This window comes from Kitasatospora sp. NPDC057542 (assembly GCF_042801945.1).
In the GTDB taxonomy this organism is placed as follows: domain Bacteria; phylum Actinomycetota; class Actinomycetes; order Streptomycetales; family Streptomycetaceae; genus Kitasatospora.
Window position 1 is genome coordinate 1 of record NZ_JBHVFE010000195.1, and the last position, 15,330, is coordinate 15,330.

Below are 15,330 nucleotides of genomic sequence, written 5' to 3' on the forward strand. Positions count from 1 at the left end.
CCACCAACACCCCCCGCGGCGCGGGCAGCGTCTGTTGTGTATACCCGCCCGGGTACATCACGCCGGCCCCCAGCCACCCCCCGCGCCCCCCCCCGCGGGGGGCCGCGGCCCGGCCGCCCGCCGCGGTGGCGCCGGGCCGCGGCGGTGGCGCGGTACCGCGCGGGGGGTCGGGTTTCACGGGGAGCCTCTTCCCGGGGGCCGGGGCGTCCTGGTCGGCGATCCGCTCGGCCTCGTGGCCGAGGAGCGATCGTCGCTCGGCCCATCGTCGCCCGGCCCACCCGGGGCCGCCACCCGGGATGCGCCGGCGTGCTCGGCGCTCAGCGGGGCGAGGGCTCCCCCGGGCGGGGTTCGAGTGCGGTGCGGCGGGAGGAGAGGGTGATCACGGCGAGGCTGGCGAGCGCGAGGGCGGTCACCACGCCGAGCATCACGGTGTAGGAGGCCAGCGAGGAGAGCGCGGCCAGGATCGCGGGGAGCAGGAAGCCCGAGTAGCAGAGCGCGTAGTAGACGCCGGTGATGCCGGCCAGGTCGTCGGGGGTGACGATGCGCTGGATCTCCAGCAGCCCGGAGACCACCCCGATGCCGTAGGCGGCGCCGAGGAAGACCGCGCCGCACAGGCCGAGCAGCGGGGAGCGGACCGCCGCGTCGCCGGCGCAGACGGCCATGCCGCAGGCCATCAGCACCATGGAGACGATGACGCCGCGCGCCGAGGAGAGTGAGTCCAAGCGCTTGGCGAAGGGCTGGACGAGGGCACCGGTGCCGAGGGTGAGGACGGTGAGCAGGGTCGCGTAGGCCAGCGACCAGTCGCCGAGCCGGTCGCCGACCAGCTGCGGGGTCACCGCGTACGCGACGCCGGCCGAGCCGAACACCCACGGGGCCATCGGCAGGACCACCCGCACGAAGCGCCGGTGCCCGGCCGCCGGGACCTTGAGGTCGGCCCAGAGGCTGCGGACGGCGGCGGTGCGGGCCCGGGTCTCGACGGCCTTCGGGAGCAGGAACAGCGCGGGCAGGGTGACCAGCAGGTGGGCGAGGTACGGGGTGACCATCGGCCAGGGGCCCCACTGGGCGAGCGCGCCGGCCACCCCGGCGCCGAGCCCGAAGCCGAGGGTCAGGGCGAGGGAGGCGCGGCGGGCTCCGGCGCCCGGGTCGGCGGCCGGGTCGTGCGGGGCCTGGGAGAGCTCCTTGACCCAGCTGGTGCCGACGGCCATCGCGATGCCGACGGCTATGCCGGTGAGGAACCGCCCGGCGTAGATGGGGAGTTCACCGGCCGCACCGCCGCACAGCACGCCGCTGGCGGCGAGCGAGGCGGCCACCGCTCCGATCATCAGCGGGCGACGCCCGTAGCGGTCCGAGGCGGCGCCGCCGACCAGCAGTCCGGGGACCAGCCCGAGGACGTACGCCCCCAGGAAGGCGTCCACGGTGACCTCCGAGTAGCCGCCGAGGTGGCGGTACATCAGCAGCAGCGGGGTGAACTGGTTGCCGCCCCAGCCGCAGCAGAGCATGGCGAGGGCCGCGAGCAGCCACGGCCGCCCCCGGCCGGACGGTGCGACGGTACCGGCGGACGGAGGCCGGGTGGTGCTCATGGTGGTGCTGCTCCTTGTCGGATGGTGGGGTCCCGGCGGTCCGTCGGGGGTGTGCGCGCGAACCGTCGGCGCGCGCCGAGGAGAGGTCAGCGGTCGGTGACGGCCCGGTGGGCGTCCAGGTGCGCGCGCAGGGCGACGGTGAAGCCCCCGGCGTCGCGGGCCGCGATCCGCTCGACCAGCACGGTGTGCTCCTCGACCAGCGGGGCCAGCCGCTCCGGCTGGACCTGGAGCAGCTGGACGGCCATCCGGCGCTGGCGGTCGCGCAGTGTCCCGTAGAACCGCTCGGCGAGCTCGTTGCCGGAGGCCGTCACGATGCCCCGGTGGAAGGCCTCGTCGGCGTCGGCGAAGGCACCGAGGTCGGCCCGGCGGGCGGGTTCGCGCTGCTGGTCGATCAGTTCGGACAGCTGCCGCACCAGCGCGTCGAGGCCGTCGGGGCGGCGGGTGATCCGGCGTACGGCGGTGCTCTCCAGCGCCTCGCGCAGTTCCAGCACGTCCTCGGCCTCGCCGGGGCCGACCGGCACCACGACGGCTCCGCGCTTGGGGAAGAGCTGGAGCAGCCCCTCGGCCTGCAGCCGCAGGAAGGCCTCCCGGACCGGGGTGCGGCTGAGCGAGGTGCGTTCGGCGATCTCGCCCTCGCTGATCAGCGTCCCCCCGGGGAGGCCGCCGCCGAGGATGAGGTCCTTGGTCAGTTCGTACGCGCGGTCCGCGGCCGGGACGCGGGCAGGGGGCGGGGTGTCGGCCATGGAACACACCGTAGCACCATAGATGCAAGCTTAGATGCAACAGCCGCCACAGGGCCGTCCGCCGGGCCGGAGCATCGGTTTCGGTACTGCTCAGGGCCGGAAGAATGCGCTTTCTCAGCCCCTCCCGCAGGACCGAGGATGGGCGGGCCAGCCAGCCTGCCGGGAGGAAGCCTTGTCCCCTGTGTCGCCAGCCCTGCCGCCCGTCGATCCGGGCCTGCTGCCGCTCACCGCCGAGTTCCGCCCCGAGGGGCTGGCCGTCGGCGGCGTGCTCCTGGACGAGGCCGCCCGCCGGTACGGCACGCCGCTGTTCGTCTACGACGAGGAGCACCTGCGCCGGCGCTGCCGCGAGGCGGTGGCCGCCTTCGGCCGGGGCAACGTCGCCTACGCCTCCAAGGCCTTCCTGTGCACCGCGATGGCCCGCCTCGCCACCGAGGAGGGCCTGCTGCTGGACGTCGCCTCCGGCGGCGAGCTGCGCACCGCGCTGTACGCCGGGGTCGACCCGGACCGGATCGTGCTCCACGGCAACAACAAGGACGAGACCGAGCTGCGCACCGCGCTGACCGTCGGCCTGCGCCACATCGTGGTGGACAGCTTCGACGAGCTGGACCGGATCGAGCGGCTGCACCGCGAGGAGGGCCTGCCCCCGGCCCGGGTCCGGCTGCGGGTGGCGCCCGGGGTCGCGGCCGGCGCCCACCAGGCCATCCAGACCGGCGGCCACGACTCCAAGTTCGGCTTCGGCCTGGCCGACGGCGCCGCCGCGGCCGCGGTGCGCCGGGCCGCGGGCTCCGCAGCCGTACGGCTGGAAGGCGTCCACGCCCACGTCGGCTCCCAGGTGCTGGACCCGGCCGAGCTGGCCGACGGCGCCGCGGCGGTGGCCCGGTTCGCGGTGGAGCACGGCCTGCGCCGGCTGACCGTCGGCGGCGGCCTGGGCGTGGCCTACCTGAACGGGCAGAGCGCCCCCTCCTTCGCCGTCTGGGCCGAGCGGGTCCGCGCGGCGGTGCGCGGGGCCGGCTGGAGCGGCGAGGTGGGCGTCGAGCCCGGCCGCTCGATCGCCGCCCGGGCCGGGCTGACCGTGTACCGGGTCGGTACCGTCAAGCGGATCGAGGCCGTGCGCACCTACGTCAGCGTGGACGGCGGGATGAGCGACAACCTGCGCCCCGCGCTGTACGGCGCCCGCTACGAGGCGTTCCTGCCCCGCTGCCCCGAGGCGCCCCGCCCTCGGCGTGCCCGGCTGGTCGGCAAGCACTGCGAGAGCGGCGACGTGATCGTCGACGACGCCGCGCTCCCCGCCGACCTGCGGGTCGGCGACCTGCTGGCCACCCCGGTGACCGGCGCCTACGGCTACGCCATGGCGTCCAACTACAACAAGCTCCCGCGGCCCGCCGTGGTCTTCGTCCGGGACGGCGAGGCCCGCCTGGTGGTGCGCCGCGAGACCGAGCACGACCTGCTCCGGCTGGACGTGGCCGCCGACGGCGGCGCCGGGGAGCCGGTGGCTGCGCAGCGGGCACTCGCCTCATAACCTGGGCCGATGCTGAACAGCGCCCGACTGCTCGTCCTCCTGGAGATCGCCCGCCGGGGCACCATCGTGGCCGCGGCGCAGGCCCTGCACCTGAGCCCGTCCGCCATCTCGCACCAGCTCGCCCGTCTGGAGCACGAGCTGGGTGTCGCGCTGGTGGAACGGGCTCCGCAGTCCCTGCGCCTGACGCCCGCGGGCGTCCGGCTGGCCGAGCACGCCCAGGCGATCGCCGACCTGATGGCCGTCGCGCAGGACGACCTGCGGGCGCACGCCCAGGGCGCGGCCGGCGTGCTGCGGATCGGCTTCTTCGCCTCCGCCGGGCTGGACCTGCTGCCCCGGGCGCTGGCCGCGTTCGCCGCCGGGAACCCGCAGGTGGAGCTGGAGCTCATCATGGGCCAGCCGCACGAGCTGGTCCCGGACCTGGAGGCCGGCCGGCTGGACGCGGCCGTGGTCTTCGAGCACCCGCTGGACCCGTGGTGCCGCCAGGCGGCGGTGGACGTGCGGATGTACTTCGAGGAGCCGCAGCTGGTCGTGGTGCCGCTGCGGCACCGGCTCGGGCGGCGCTCGGTGGTGCGGCTGGCCGAGCTGGAGGGCGAGAGCTGGATCGGCACCCACGGCGGCAGCACCGGCGAGCCGGTGCTCGAACGTGCCTGCGCGGCCGAGGGGTTCCGCCCCCGGGTGCGCTGCCGCAGCGACCACTACCAGGTCACCATCAACCTCGCGCGGGCCGGCATGGGCGTCGCGCTGATCCCGGCGCTCGGCCTGGCCGACAGCGCCGGGGTGCACGTCTGCCGGCTGGACCACCCCCAGCTGCACCGCCGGATCGGGGTGGCCACCCGGGCCACCAACCGCAACCCGGTGCTCCAGGCCTTCCTCGCCGAACTCGGCGCCGCCGCCGGGGAGATCAGGTCCCTGCTCGACATGCAGTGGGCCTGATCCCCCCGGCTCGAAGCCGTCAGGCGGGCCGCTGGGCCCAGGCCGCGAGCGCCCGGCCGACGTCCCGGATGGCGTGCACGGCGGCCCGTTCGGTGCTGGGCCCGAGCGCCACGTCCCAGTGCGAGACGACCGCGTAGGCCACCCGGCGGGCGCCCACGATGACGCCCGCGTCCGCCCGTACCCCGGTGTCCGTACCGGTCTTGTTGGCCACCAGCAGGCGGCCGGGCAGCGGCTCGGGGAAGCCGGGCGCGTACGGGTCGTGGTCGATCAGCGCGGGCACCAGGCCGTGGTCGGTGTTGGCGCGCATCCAGCCGAGCAGCCGGGCCGAGGCCGCCGGGGTGGCCATGGTGCCCTGGACCGCGAGGGCCACCAGGCGGGCCAGGTCGCGGGCGGTGCCGGTGGCGAAGACCGGCGGGACGTCCGGCCCGCGCTCGTCGCGCACCCGGTCGTGCAGGGTGAGCCGTTCCAGGCCGAGGTCGCGCGCCAGCCGTGCGGTGGCCGGCAGGCCGACCAGCCGCAGCAGCGCGTTGGTGGCGGTGTTGTCGCTGACCGCGGCGGTCAGCCAGGCCAGGTCCTCCACCGTCCAGCCCGGGCGGCTGAGCCGGCCGAGCAGGCCGGTGCCGCCGGTGACGTCCTCGGGGAGGATCTCCACCGGCTGCCCGGCCGTCAGTTCTCCGGTGTCCAGCCGCCGGGCGACCTCGGCCAGCAGCAGCAGCTTGGAGGCACTGGCGACGGGCAGCACGACGGTGTCGTCCACCCCGACCGCACCGCCGTCGGCACCGGTGTCCGGGCCGGGGGCGTCCACGTCGACGGCGGCCACCGCGAGGGTCAGCGGGAGCGCCGCCGAGCTGCGCGCGGCGGCGGCCACCTGGGCGAGGCTCATCGGACCCGCACCACCTCTCCGGCCCGGATCGCGGTCGGCCGCCCGCCGCGCACCGCGACCCGCCCGGCCACCACGACGGTCTCCACGCCGGCCGGCGGCAGCAGCGGCTGCTCGAAGGTCGCGCCGTCCAGGACGGCCGCCGGGTCCAGTACCACGAGGTCCGCGACGGCGCCGTCCCGGACCACGCCGCGCCCGGTCAGCCCGAACCGCGCGGCGGGCAGGCCGGTCATCTTGTGCACCGCGAGCTCCAGCGGCAGCAGCCCGTGCTCGCGCCCGTAGTGGCCGAGCACCCGGGCGAAGCTGCCCGCCCAGCGGGGGTGCGGGCGGCCGGGTTTGGGCACGCCGTCCGAGCCGATCATCGACAGCGGGCTGGCCAGCACCCGGCGGACGTCGTCCTCGCGCATCGAGTGGCTGATGATGGTCACCTCGCCCTGGGCCTCCAGCAGCAGGTCGCAGACGTAGTCCACCGGGTCGGTGCCGCGCTCGGCGGCCAGGTCGGCGATCCGGCGGCCCTCGGCGGCGCGGCGGGCCGGGGCGGCGGCCACCGAGATCAGGTCCCAGCCGCCGTTGCCGACGGTGTTCTCCCAGCCCTCGACGCCGTTCGCGATGTCCGCCCGGATCCGGTCCCGCGCCTCCTTGCTGCGCAGCCGCTCCAGCAGGGCGGCCACCCCGCCCTCGCTGGTCCACGGTGGCAGCATCGCGTGCAGCACGGTGCTGCCGGCGGTGTACGGGTAGACGTCGCAGAGCACGTCCACGCCCTCGGCGCGGGCCTGTTCCAGTCGCGGCAGGGTGCGCAGGGTGGCGCCCCAGGCGTGCCGGCCGGCGGTCTTGTGGTGGGAGACCTGGAGCGGGGCACCGGAGCGCACCGCGATCTCCAGCGCCTCCTCCAGGGCCTTCTCCACCTGGGACATCTCGTCACGCAGGTGCGTCACGTACGGCTTGCCGTGCCGCGCGGCGACCGTCGCCAGGGCCACGATCTCCTCGGTGTCCGCGTAGACGCCCGGCGGGTAGATCAGGCCGGTGGAGAGCCCGGCCGCGCCCTGGGCCAGCGCCCGGTCGAGCAGTTCGCACATGGCGGCCAGCTCCTCGGGGGTGGGCGGGCGGTCCTCGAAGCCCATCACCCCGGCGCGCAGCGTGCCGTGGCCGACCAGCGAGGTGATGTGGTTGCGGCGCAGTTCGGGCCGCTGGCCGGCGGCGAAGGCGTCGAAGTCCTCGGCGGGCAGCACCGGCCCGAGGCCGAACGAGACCCGCAGGTGCTCGGCCAGTTCGGGCAGCCGCTCGGGCAGCGCGGGGAACAGGCTGATCCCGCAGTTGCCGCTGATCTCCGTGGTGACGCCCTGGAGCAGCGGGGCGAGCCGCAGTTCGTCCAGGGCGTCGCCGTCGGTGTGGGTGCCGCCGCCGAACGGGGCGGCGAGCGCGTCCGAGTGGGTGTGGACGTCGACGAAACCGGGGGTGACGACCCGTCCGGTGACGTCCAGCGTCTCGGTCGCGGCCACGGTGGTGCCCGGCGGCAGTACGGTGACCCGGCCGGCCGCGACGGCGAGGTCGGCCGGGCGGGCGGGCGCCCCGGTGCCGTCCACCAGGGTGGCGCCGCGCAGCAGCAGGTCGGCCGGGGTCGTGGTCACGTCCGCTCCCATCAGTCCCATCGCTCCCATCAGAGCACCGTCGAGAGGAAGGCCCGGGTGCGGTCGTGCCGCGGGGCGGTGAACACCTCGGCCGGGCTGCCGGCCTCCACGACGGCGCCCTGGTCCATGAAGACGACCCGGTCGGCGACCTCGCGGGCGAAGCCCATCTCGTGGGTGACGACGATCATCGTCATGCCGCTGCGGGCGAGGTCGCGCATCACGCCGAGCACCTCGCCGACCAGCTCGGGGTCGAGCGCGGAGGTGGGCTCGTCGAAGAGCATCATGGTCGGCTCCATGGCCAGGGCCCGGGCGATCGCCACCCGCTGCTGCTGACCGCCGGAGAGCTGGCCCGGGTAGTGGTCGGCGCGGTCGGCCAGGCCGACCCGGGCGAGCAGGTCGCGGGCCCGGCGCTCGGCCTCCTCGCGCGGGCGGCGCTTGACCGCGATCGGGCCCTCCATCACGTTCTGGAGCGCGGTGCGGTGCGGGAAGAGGTGGAAGCGCTGGAAGACCATGCCGATCCGCTCGCGCTGGTGGCGGATGTCGCGCGGCCGGCGCTCGCGCAGCCTGCTCCCGGAGGCGCCGTGCGGCTCGTAGCCCACCAGTTCGCCGTCCACCTCGATCCGCCCGGCGTCGATCTTCTCCAGGTGGTTGAAGCAGCGCAGCAGCGTGGACTTGCCGGAGCCGGAGGGCCCGATCACACAGAGCACCTCCCCCGCCCGCACCTCCAGGTCGATACCGCGCAGCACCTCCAGGTCCCCGAAACGCTTGCGCACCTTCCGCGCCGACAGGACCACCTCGGTGGCCGGCCCGCCCGGCTTGTCCAGGTCGATCGTCCTCATGCGCCCTCCCCCTTCTTCGTCGTCCGCTTCTGCGCTCCGCCGCGCCCGGGCCTCAGGTTGGCCAGCACCCGGCGGTGCAGCGCCGGCGGGGCGCCGGCCGGGTTGAACCTCCGCTCCACCGCGTGCTGGGCGACGCTCGCGATGGTGGTGAGCACCAGGTACCAGATGGACGCGACGATCAGCAGCGCTATCACCTCGAAGTTGGCGAGGTAGAGGTGCTGCGAGACGGTCATCAGGTCGGCGCCGGCGATGACGGAGACCAGCGAGGTGGTCTTCAGCATCGAGATGAACTGGTTGCCGAACGGCGGGATGATCACCCGCATCGCCTGCGGCAGCACCACCCGGGTGAGGATCTGCCGGTTGGACATGCCCAGCGAGGCACCGGCCTCGCGCTGCCCGGGGTCGACGCTCTGGATGCCGGCCCGGACGATCTCGGACATGTAGGCGCCCTCGTTGATCGACAGGCCGAGCAGCGCCGCCACGAAGCCGGTGATCAGGGTGTTGGACTGCCAGCTGACCAGCTTGGGCCCGTCGAACGGGATGCCGATGCTGATCTCCGGGAAGAGCAGCGCCAGGTTGAACCAGAAGATCAGCTGGACCAGCAGCGGGGTGCCGCGGAAGAACCAGGTGTACGCGCCGGCGGTGGTCCGCAGCACCGGGCTGTCGGACAGCTGCATCACCGCGACCACCACGCCGATGACGATGCCCACCACCTGGGAGATCAGGGTGAGTTGGACCGTCACCCAGAGCCCTTCCAGGATCACGCCGTCGAACTGGTACCTGGCGACGATGTCCCAGTGCAGGTTCGGGTTGACGATGACGGTCCAGGCGAGCCAGACGGCGACGAAGGCGGCCGCCAGCACGGCGAACCAGCGCGCCGGGCGGGGCCGGCCGGTCACCTCGAAGGCCAGGTCGTCGTCGGACGCGCCCGCGGCGGGGGGCACATGGCCCGCCGGGGCGGGCATCGGGGGGTCTGCGGGCATCGCGGGGTCTCTCATGTCGGTGCTCATCTCGTCGGTGCCGCTGATCTCACTGCGCCGCGTTGACGGTGGCGCGTTCCACCGCGCTGCCGCCGACCTGGTAGGTGTCCAGCACCTTGCGGTACTCGCCGCTCTCGATCAGCTCCTGGAGCGCCTTCTGCACCGCGTCGCGCAGCCCGGAGTCCTTCTTCGCCACCGCGATGCCCCACGGCGCCGTTCCGTACTGCTCCGGCAGCACCTCGTAGGAGCCGCTGCTCTGCACGAACATCTGCGCCACCGGGTAGTCCACGATCGTGGCCACGGCCCGCTCGCTGTCCAGCTGGAGCAGCCCGGTCGGGGCGTCCTCGCTCTGCGAGATCGCCATCTTGGCGGCGCACTTGGCGTTCTGCTGCTCGCCGATCTCCAGGTTGGAGCTGCCCTTGGCGAGGACCACCTTCTTGCCGCAGAGGTCCTCGATGGACTTGATGCCCTCGGGGTTGCCCTTCTTCGTCATGATCACGCCGCCGGTGCGGAAGTAGTCCACGAAGTCGACAGCCTGGCGGCGCTGCGCGCTGTCCGTCATGGAGGACATCACCAGGTCGTAGCGGCCGGCCTGGAGGCCGGGGATCAGGCCGTCGAAGGAGGAGTTGGCGAGCTCCAGCTTCAGGCCGAGCTTCCCGGCGACGGCGGCGGCGAGGTCCGGGTCGACCCCGGTCAGCTCGGTGGTCCCGGTCTTGTACATCTCCATCGGCGGGTAGCCGACGGAGGTGGCCACTCTGAGCACGCCGCTCTGCTTGTTCTTCGCCGGGAGCAGCTCGGCGGCGCTCTTCCCGGAGTTCTGCGCGGCCTGCGCCGCGCCGGCGGCCGGGGAGCCGCCCTGGTCGGAGCGCCCGCAGGCGGTGGCGGCCAGGACGACCAGGGACAGTGCGGCCAGACAGCGCAGGGAACGGGGGCGGTTCATCGGCTACTCCCTCGGGCGGTGACGGTGCGCCGATGCTGGCAGCCGAGTCCGGGTGAACGGAAGATGATGAAGCTATTGCTGCCTCACCAACGATTTTTGTACGGCTGACCGCCCTGTCCCGCGGCCTTCCGGCGGTGCTGGGTCAGCCGGTGAGCCACGGGGCCTCGGGCAGCTTGGCGTCCGCCTGCCGCCCGGTGAAGTCGACGGTGGCCGGGGTGCCCAGCCCCGGCATCCGCATCGTCACCCGGCGCAGCCCGCCGTCGCCGTCGACCCAGTAGGTCAGCGGCGAGCGGGCACCGTCGGGCGCGGCGCCCTGGGCGCGCGGACCGGCGAAGCGGTCGTAGCCCCGGCCGTCGATCCGCTCCTGGCCCAGCCAGCGGGCCCCGGACTGGGCGAGCAGCAGCGGGTTGTCGGGACGGTCGGCACCGAGCTGGACCAGCAGGTTCAGCCCGGCGTCCAGCGGGTCCGCGGTGTAGGTCCGCGGCGACCAGCCCTGGCGCGGGATGTGCTCGGCCTGCTGCCAGGCCGGGACATCGGTGGCGGTGCCGGCCGGGTCGGGGGCCAGTCCGAGGCCGCCGGTGTCCCAGACGATCAGGCCGTGGTCCAGCGGTCCGCTCGCACCGGTGGTCCGGTAGCGGCCCACGCCCCGGTGGTTGCGGTAGTCGACGATCCCGTCGACCCGGATGGTGACGCCCCCGCCCTCGTCGGCCGTGAGCGTCACCGCCACCGGGCTCGCCTGGTAGAGGTTCAGGCGGGACAGCGCGAGCCGGCCCGCCTCGTCGGTGGTCACCGGGCGTTCGGCGGCCTCCTCGGAGACCGTCCGGTAGACGGCCACGCCGCCCGCCGCGGCGCCGCACACCACGATCGCGATCAGGGCCTTGAGCCAGCCGGCCCGGGCCCGGCGGGGCGCGCGGGCCTCGGCCTTCGTCTTGCGGGGCATGCAGCCGCTCCCTTTCCTCGATCGGACACGACAGTCGGGCGGGTCCGGAGGACCCAACGGTCCCACGAACCCGCCCGATTCGGGCCCGGTGCCGGTCTCCCCGCACCGGGCCCACCCACTGCGAACGCTAGCCGCGCTGGGCGGCCTTGCGCCTGCGGACCACCAGCACCATGGCGGTGCCGAGGACGATCAGCGCCGCCGCACTGGTCAATGCGATCGGCATCCCCTCACTCGCACCGGTGTGGGGCAGTTGCCCGGGTGCGGGAGGCTGCGGGGCGGGGGCCGGCGGCACCGGAGCCTCCGACGTCGGCGCCGGGGTCGGCGTCTCGGTCGGAGTCGGGGTGGGCGTCGGCGTCGGGATCAGCTTGTTGACGGCCGTCACCTCCACACCGGCGTCGAGGTTCGCCGAGGTCAGCTTCAGCGGACCGAAGACGGTGACCTCCGGTGCCTCGTAGCCGGCCGGCGGGCTCAGCTCCTGCCAGTAGTACGTCCCGGGCACCCCGGTGCCCTGGCAGATGCCGTCGGCGCCGGTCGTGCAGGGCTCACCGACCTTGGTGTCGGGCTTGTCGCCGGTCGGCTGGAGCCCGTCGGTCCCGTTGGTCTCGTGCCACAGCTGGAACTTGGCGCCCGCCAGCGGCTTGCCGTCCTGGTCGTGCTTGACCAGGCGCAGCGCACCCTCCTGAAGGCGGAAACCGAAGTCGTAGGTGTGGTCGTTCTCGCCGGGGCCGCCGGTGGTCAGTGCCCGCTCCGGGAACTTGCCGCCCTTCGGAACGATGCCCTTGGAGTCGATGAAGTGGTTGTCACCGACGTCGTGGTCGGTCGGCACCCACTGGAAGAGGGGGCCGTCCTTGGCGTAGTCGGCGGGGTTGTCCAGCTTGATCGTGTACTTGGTCCTCGGCTTGAGGCCGCCCTCGACGTTGCTGTTGTCGAAGTAGTACTCGCCGCGCTCGGTCGTCTTGGTGGTGCCGACGAGCTTGCCCGCCTCGTCGTACAGGTGCACGGTGGCGCCCGGTACCGGCTTCTGGCCCGGCAGTTGGAGGCCGCTGCGCTCGGGGTCGTACCAGACCCGGTTGCCGATCTGGAGCGGCGCCTGGTCGCAGAGGACCTCCAGGTCGCCCATCGCGGCGCCCTTGCCGAACGGCGGGATGGCGGAGCCCGTGTTGAGCCGCACGCCGCCGTCCGCCTTGCCGTCGCGCTTCTGGAAGGCGCTGCCATAGCCGTAGGCCCGGCTGTCGCTGTCGTAGCCCGAGACCACGATGGAGTCCTCGACCTTCGAGAACGCCATCCCGGCGTTGGCGGGGTTGTTGTGGCCGATCCGGGCGTTGTCGAAGAACCGCTGGCCCTTGGCCGTGGACCCGCAGCCCAGGTTGGTGTCCAGCACGTACGTGCCGTTCGCCAGGCAGGCCTTGAGGAGGTCACCGCCGGGCAGGACCTTGGTCATCGCCGCGCCCGTCGGGGCGGCCGCCGACTGGTCGCCGAAGCGGTCCCGGAAGGCGAGCAGCATCGAGCCGTCGGTCTCGAAGGCGATCTCGGCCACCGCCGGCTCGGGGTTGGCCAGGTAGTTGTCCCCGCAGGCCTGGCCCTTCTGGCTGGTCGGGAAGGTGTCCTGCCACGGGAACCAGCCTGTGCCGGGGCACGGCCCGCCGACCGTGGTGCCGCGCGGGTAGTCCAGCGGCTGGTTCAGCACCGCCGACTTGAACGCGCCGGTGGACAGGTCGAACGGCAGCACCACGGCCCGCAGGTCCGAGGCCTTGCCGGTGGACTCGCCCGAGCAGACGCCACCGAGGAAGCCGGTGCCGTCCTGGATGCCGAGGCCGTACGGACGCCAGTCCCCCGATGCCGGGCAGCCCGGGTCCGGGATGGCGTAGGCGGCCTTGGGCTCGGCCGCCGTCGCCGCGGTGGCGTCGTAGCGGTACAGCTTGCGGTCGTTCAGGTTGACGACGAAGAGGTCCTTGCCGTCGTCGGTGATCTTGATGCCGCCGAGGCTCTCCTTGCCCACCGCGGCCAGGAAGCCGTCGTCGTTGCCCCCGGTGTGCGGGGTGGTGCCCGCGTTCGGGACGGTGGCGAACAGCGTGGTCTTCTTCTTGTCCCAATCGGTGACGTAGATCCCGCCGGGGCCGCCGTCACCGTACTTGGTGGTCCGCTTGGCCTGGGCCGAGGAGAACACCCTCCGGTCGGCCTTGTTCCAGGCGATGCCGTAGAGGTTGCCGGTCTGCCCGGCTGTGGCCACGTCGGTCAGGGTGAAGCCGGTGCCGGCCGTTCCGCGGGATTCGTACGGGAAGGACACCAGCGTGTGCTGGGCGTCCCCGTCCGCGGGCGGGTTCTGACAGGTCGACACCAGCGGCGCGTTCTTCTGGCAGTAGTCACCCGGGCTCCAGAGCCCCGTGGTGATCTCCACCTTCTTGCCGCCGGAGAGGTCGACGAACTCCTCGTTGGAGCTCAGCTTGTTCGGCCCGCCGCTCAGACCCTCGCGGGAGGCGAAGGCCGGGTAGAGCACGCCCGGCTTCGGGTTCACCACCTGGACCCGGTACTTGCCGCCGGTCAGCTTGCTCGCGGCCGGCGCCAGCGTCACGGTGCCGTCCGCCGCCGTGGTGCCCTCGATCGAGACCCCGGCGGCGTCGGTGAGCGTCACCTTCACGCCCGCCATGCCCGATTCCAGCCCCGGCGTCCAGACACCGTCGGTGTCCACGGCCCGGATCACGTGGACCGCCACCGTGCCGTCCCCGGTCTGGGGGAAGGCCGGTGGGGCCGCCGCCAGGGACCAGGAACCGGCCAGCAAGGCCAGCGTCACCGCGCCGCCCGCGGTGCGAAGGCCCGCGGCACGGCGGCCGGGTGGACCCGTCCGCCCCCCGCCCGGGCCGCGCGCGGCACCGGCGGTACGTTCACTTGTCGTCGTCATCCCTGCTCTCATTGTCCAGTTCGGGTCTTCCGCCCGCCCGCTCTCGTAAGCGAGTTCGCGAGTGGCGGAAAGCCGCCATCGTTAACGGGAGCTTAAAGGGACTTCACACAAGTTCGCCGGGAAACCAGGAACTTTGACCCGGCATCAGGCGTTACGAGGCCGTCACGGTCGCACTGCCCGCCCCGCCCGCGCGCGACTGACCAGCGAAAACCGGCCGACCACGGCCCGCCACCGTCGGCGACAGCCGCCTCACGCCGTTGACCGTCGAACACACTTCCCCCCGGAACCCTCCATACCGGCCCCCGACTCACCCGCCCCACCCACAACTCGGGCAACAACCACGCACCGATTGGCGCCGCCGCGGGGCGGGCTGGCACGATGTTCGGATGCGCATTCTGGTCATCGGCGGCACCCGCTTCATCGGTTTCCACTTCGCCGAGGCGGCTCTGGCCGCCGGCCACGAGGTCACGGTGCTGCACCGGGGCCGGACCGGCCCCGGGCTGCTCCCGGACGCCACCCACCTGATCGCCGACCGCGACGCCGACCTGTCCGTGCTGCGCGGCCGCAGCTGGGACGCCACCGTCGACCTGTGTGCCTACTTCCCGCGCCAGGTCCGGGAGTTGGCGGCCGCCCTCGACCCCGGCGCGGCCGGGCGCTACCTGCTGGTCTCCTCGCTCTCGGTGTACGACGTCCCGGCCGCCCCGGGCTACGCCGAGGACTCCCCGCTGCTGCCCGCCGACGGCCCGGAGGCCGAGGAGGTCACCGCCGAGAGCTACGGCGTCCTCAAGGTCCAGTGCGAGCGCGCCGCCCGGCAGGCCTTCGGCCCGGAGACGCTGCTGGTCCGCCCGACGTACGTGATCGGCCCCCGGGACTACACCCACCGCTTCGACTACTGGGTGGAGCGCCTCGCCCGGGGCGGCGAGGTGCTCGCCCCCGGCCGGCCGGACGCACCGGTCCAGGTGGTCGACGCCCGCGACCTCGCCGCCTGGATGGTCGCCCTGCTGGAGCGGGGCGCCTCCGGCGCCCACCACGCCGCCACTGCCCCGCCGTTCGGCATGGGCGACCTGCTCGACGCCATCGCCTCGGCGGTCGCCCCGCCCGGCACCACCCTCACCTGGGTGTCCGAGGAGTTCCTCCACACCGCCGGCGTCACGCAGCGGGCGCTCCCGCTCTGGCCGGCGATCCCGGAGACCCGCGCCACCAGCACCGCCGATCCGGCGCGTGCCCTCGCCACCGGCCTCGCCCTGCGCCCGGTGGCCGAAACCGCCCGCGACATCCAGCCGTTCGAGCATGTGCCGGACACCCTCAGCCCCGCCCAGGAGGCCGAGCTCCTCGCCGCCTGGCACCGGCGGTAGGCGCCTGGCACCAGCGGCCGGACCACCGCAACCGCCGGCGCGGGGCCGACCGCGGCCCCGCGGCAGCCGGTCCGGCCCCGGCCCGGACATCTCC

Annotated in this window: 12 protein-coding genes; 3 read left to right on the forward strand and 9 right to left on the reverse strand. The window is 74.1% G+C overall.

All coding sequences use genetic code 11. The annotated features are described in order from the left end of the window. Window positions 1-317: 317 nt before the first annotated feature. Together ACFU7Y_RS23565 and ACFU7Y_RS23570 are read right to left on the reverse strand one after the other, a co-directional pair. On the reverse strand, window positions 318-1,580 hold the full coding sequence (locus tag ACFU7Y_RS23565; protein ID WP_380769572.1) for an MFS transporter: 1,263 nt from the start codon (window positions 1,578-1,580) through the stop codon (window positions 318-320). A gap of 86 nt (window positions 1,581-1,666) precedes the next feature. Beyond that, a complete protein-coding gene (locus tag ACFU7Y_RS23570; protein ID WP_380769573.1) occupies window positions 1,667-2,323 on the reverse strand; it encodes a GntR family transcriptional regulator in 657 nt (218 codons plus the stop codon). 181 nt (window positions 2,324-2,504) lie between these two features. Between ACFU7Y_RS23570 and lysA the strand changes: the two genes are divergently transcribed. Continuing rightward, complete coding sequence (lysA, locus tag ACFU7Y_RS23575) at window positions 2,505-3,842, forward strand: diaminopimelate decarboxylase (protein WP_380769574.1); 1,338 nt, start codon at window positions 2,505-2,507, stop codon at window positions 3,840-3,842. Window positions 3,843-3,851: 9 nt separating this feature from the next. Beyond that, a complete protein-coding gene (locus tag ACFU7Y_RS23580; RefSeq protein WP_224285163.1) occupies window positions 3,852-4,775 on the forward strand; it encodes a LysR family transcriptional regulator in 924 nt (307 codons plus the stop codon). Between the two features lie 19 nt (window positions 4,776-4,794). Here ACFU7Y_RS23580 and ACFU7Y_RS23585 read toward each other — a convergent pair whose 3' ends face one another. From ACFU7Y_RS23585 to ACFU7Y_RS23615, 7 genes are all read right to left on the reverse strand, one after another. Next, a complete protein-coding gene (locus ACFU7Y_RS23585; RefSeq protein ID WP_224285162.1) occupies window positions 4,795-5,658 on the reverse strand; it encodes a serine hydrolase in 864 nt (287 codons plus the stop codon). Then, window positions 5,655-7,313 carry an amidohydrolase family protein gene (locus tag ACFU7Y_RS23590; RefSeq protein ID WP_380769575.1) on the reverse strand — a complete coding sequence of 553 codons (1,659 nt, stop codon included), beginning with the start codon at window positions 7,311-7,313 and terminating at the stop codon, window positions 5,655-5,657. Before ACFU7Y_RS23590 ends, ACFU7Y_RS23585 begins: the two co-directional genes overlap by 4 nt. Then, on the reverse strand, window positions 7,313-8,122 hold the full coding sequence (locus tag ACFU7Y_RS23595) for an amino acid ABC transporter ATP-binding protein (protein ID WP_224282716.1): 810 nt from the start codon (window positions 8,120-8,122) through the stop codon (window positions 7,313-7,315). The genes ACFU7Y_RS23590 and ACFU7Y_RS23595 overlap by 1 nt, the downstream gene beginning before the upstream one ends. After that, window positions 8,119-9,105, reverse strand: coding sequence for an amino acid ABC transporter permease (locus tag ACFU7Y_RS23600; RefSeq protein ID WP_380769576.1), 987 nt, complete (start codon window positions 9,103-9,105; stop codon window positions 8,119-8,121). The genes ACFU7Y_RS23595 and ACFU7Y_RS23600 overlap by 4 nt, the downstream gene beginning before the upstream one ends. A 46-nt stretch (window positions 9,106-9,151) precedes the next feature. Beyond that, a complete protein-coding gene (locus tag ACFU7Y_RS23605) occupies window positions 9,152-10,042 on the reverse strand; it encodes an ABC transporter substrate-binding protein (RefSeq protein WP_224282718.1) in 891 nt (296 codons plus the stop codon). Between the two features lie 142 nt (window positions 10,043-10,184). Further along, window positions 10,185-10,982 carry a hypothetical protein gene (locus ACFU7Y_RS23610; RefSeq protein WP_224282719.1) on the reverse strand — a complete coding sequence of 266 codons (798 nt, stop codon included), beginning with the start codon at window positions 10,980-10,982 and terminating at the stop codon, window positions 10,185-10,187. A 127-nt stretch (window positions 10,983-11,109) separates the two neighbouring features. Next, window positions 11,110-13,773 (reverse strand): SdrD B-like domain-containing protein, encoded by a 2,664-nt coding sequence (locus ACFU7Y_RS23615; RefSeq protein ID WP_224282720.1) that lies wholly within the window; start codon window positions 13,771-13,773, stop codon window positions 11,110-11,112. 494 nt (window positions 13,774-14,267) lie between these two features. Between ACFU7Y_RS23615 and ACFU7Y_RS23620 the strand changes: the two genes are divergently transcribed. After that, a complete protein-coding gene (locus ACFU7Y_RS23620) occupies window positions 14,268-15,236 on the forward strand; it encodes an NAD-dependent epimerase/dehydratase family protein (RefSeq protein ID WP_224282721.1) in 969 nt (322 codons plus the stop codon). Window positions 15,237-15,330: the final 94 nt, after the last annotated feature.

Coding starts and splice junctions, on each gene's coding strand:
- ACFU7Y_RS23585 (WP_224285162.1), bottom strand. CDS start 5,658: ATGAGCCTCGCCCAGGTGGCCGCCGCCGCGCGCAGCTCGGCGGCGCTC.
- ACFU7Y_RS23600 (WP_380769576.1), bottom strand. CDS start 9,105: ATGCCCGCAGACCCCCCGATGCCCGCCCCGGCGGGCCATGTGCCCCCC.
- ACFU7Y_RS23605 (WP_224282718.1), bottom strand. CDS start 10,042: ATGAACCGCCCCCGTTCCCTGCGCTGTCTGGCCGCACTGTCCCTGGTC.
- ACFU7Y_RS23590 (WP_380769575.1), bottom strand. CDS start 7,313: ATGGGAGCGATGGGACTGATGGGAGCGGACGTGACCACGACCCCGGCC.
- ACFU7Y_RS23620 (WP_224282721.1), top strand. CDS start 14,268: ATGCGCATTCTGGTCATCGGCGGCACCCGCTTCATCGGTTTCCACTTC.
- ACFU7Y_RS23565 (WP_380769572.1), bottom strand. CDS start 1,580: ATGAGCACCACCCGGCCTCCGTCCGCCGGTACCGTCGCACCGTCCGGC.
- ACFU7Y_RS23580 (WP_224285163.1), top strand. CDS start 3,852: ATGCTGAACAGCGCCCGACTGCTCGTCCTCCTGGAGATCGCCCGCCGG.
- ACFU7Y_RS23610 (WP_224282719.1), bottom strand. CDS start 10,982: ATGCCCCGCAAGACGAAGGCCGAGGCCCGCGCGCCCCGCCGGGCCCGG.
- ACFU7Y_RS23595 (WP_224282716.1), bottom strand. CDS start 8,122: ATGAGGACGATCGACCTGGACAAGCCGGGCGGGCCGGCCACCGAGGTG.
- ACFU7Y_RS23570 (WP_380769573.1), bottom strand. CDS start 2,323: ATGGCCGACACCCCGCCCCCTGCCCGCGTCCCGGCCGCGGACCGCGCG.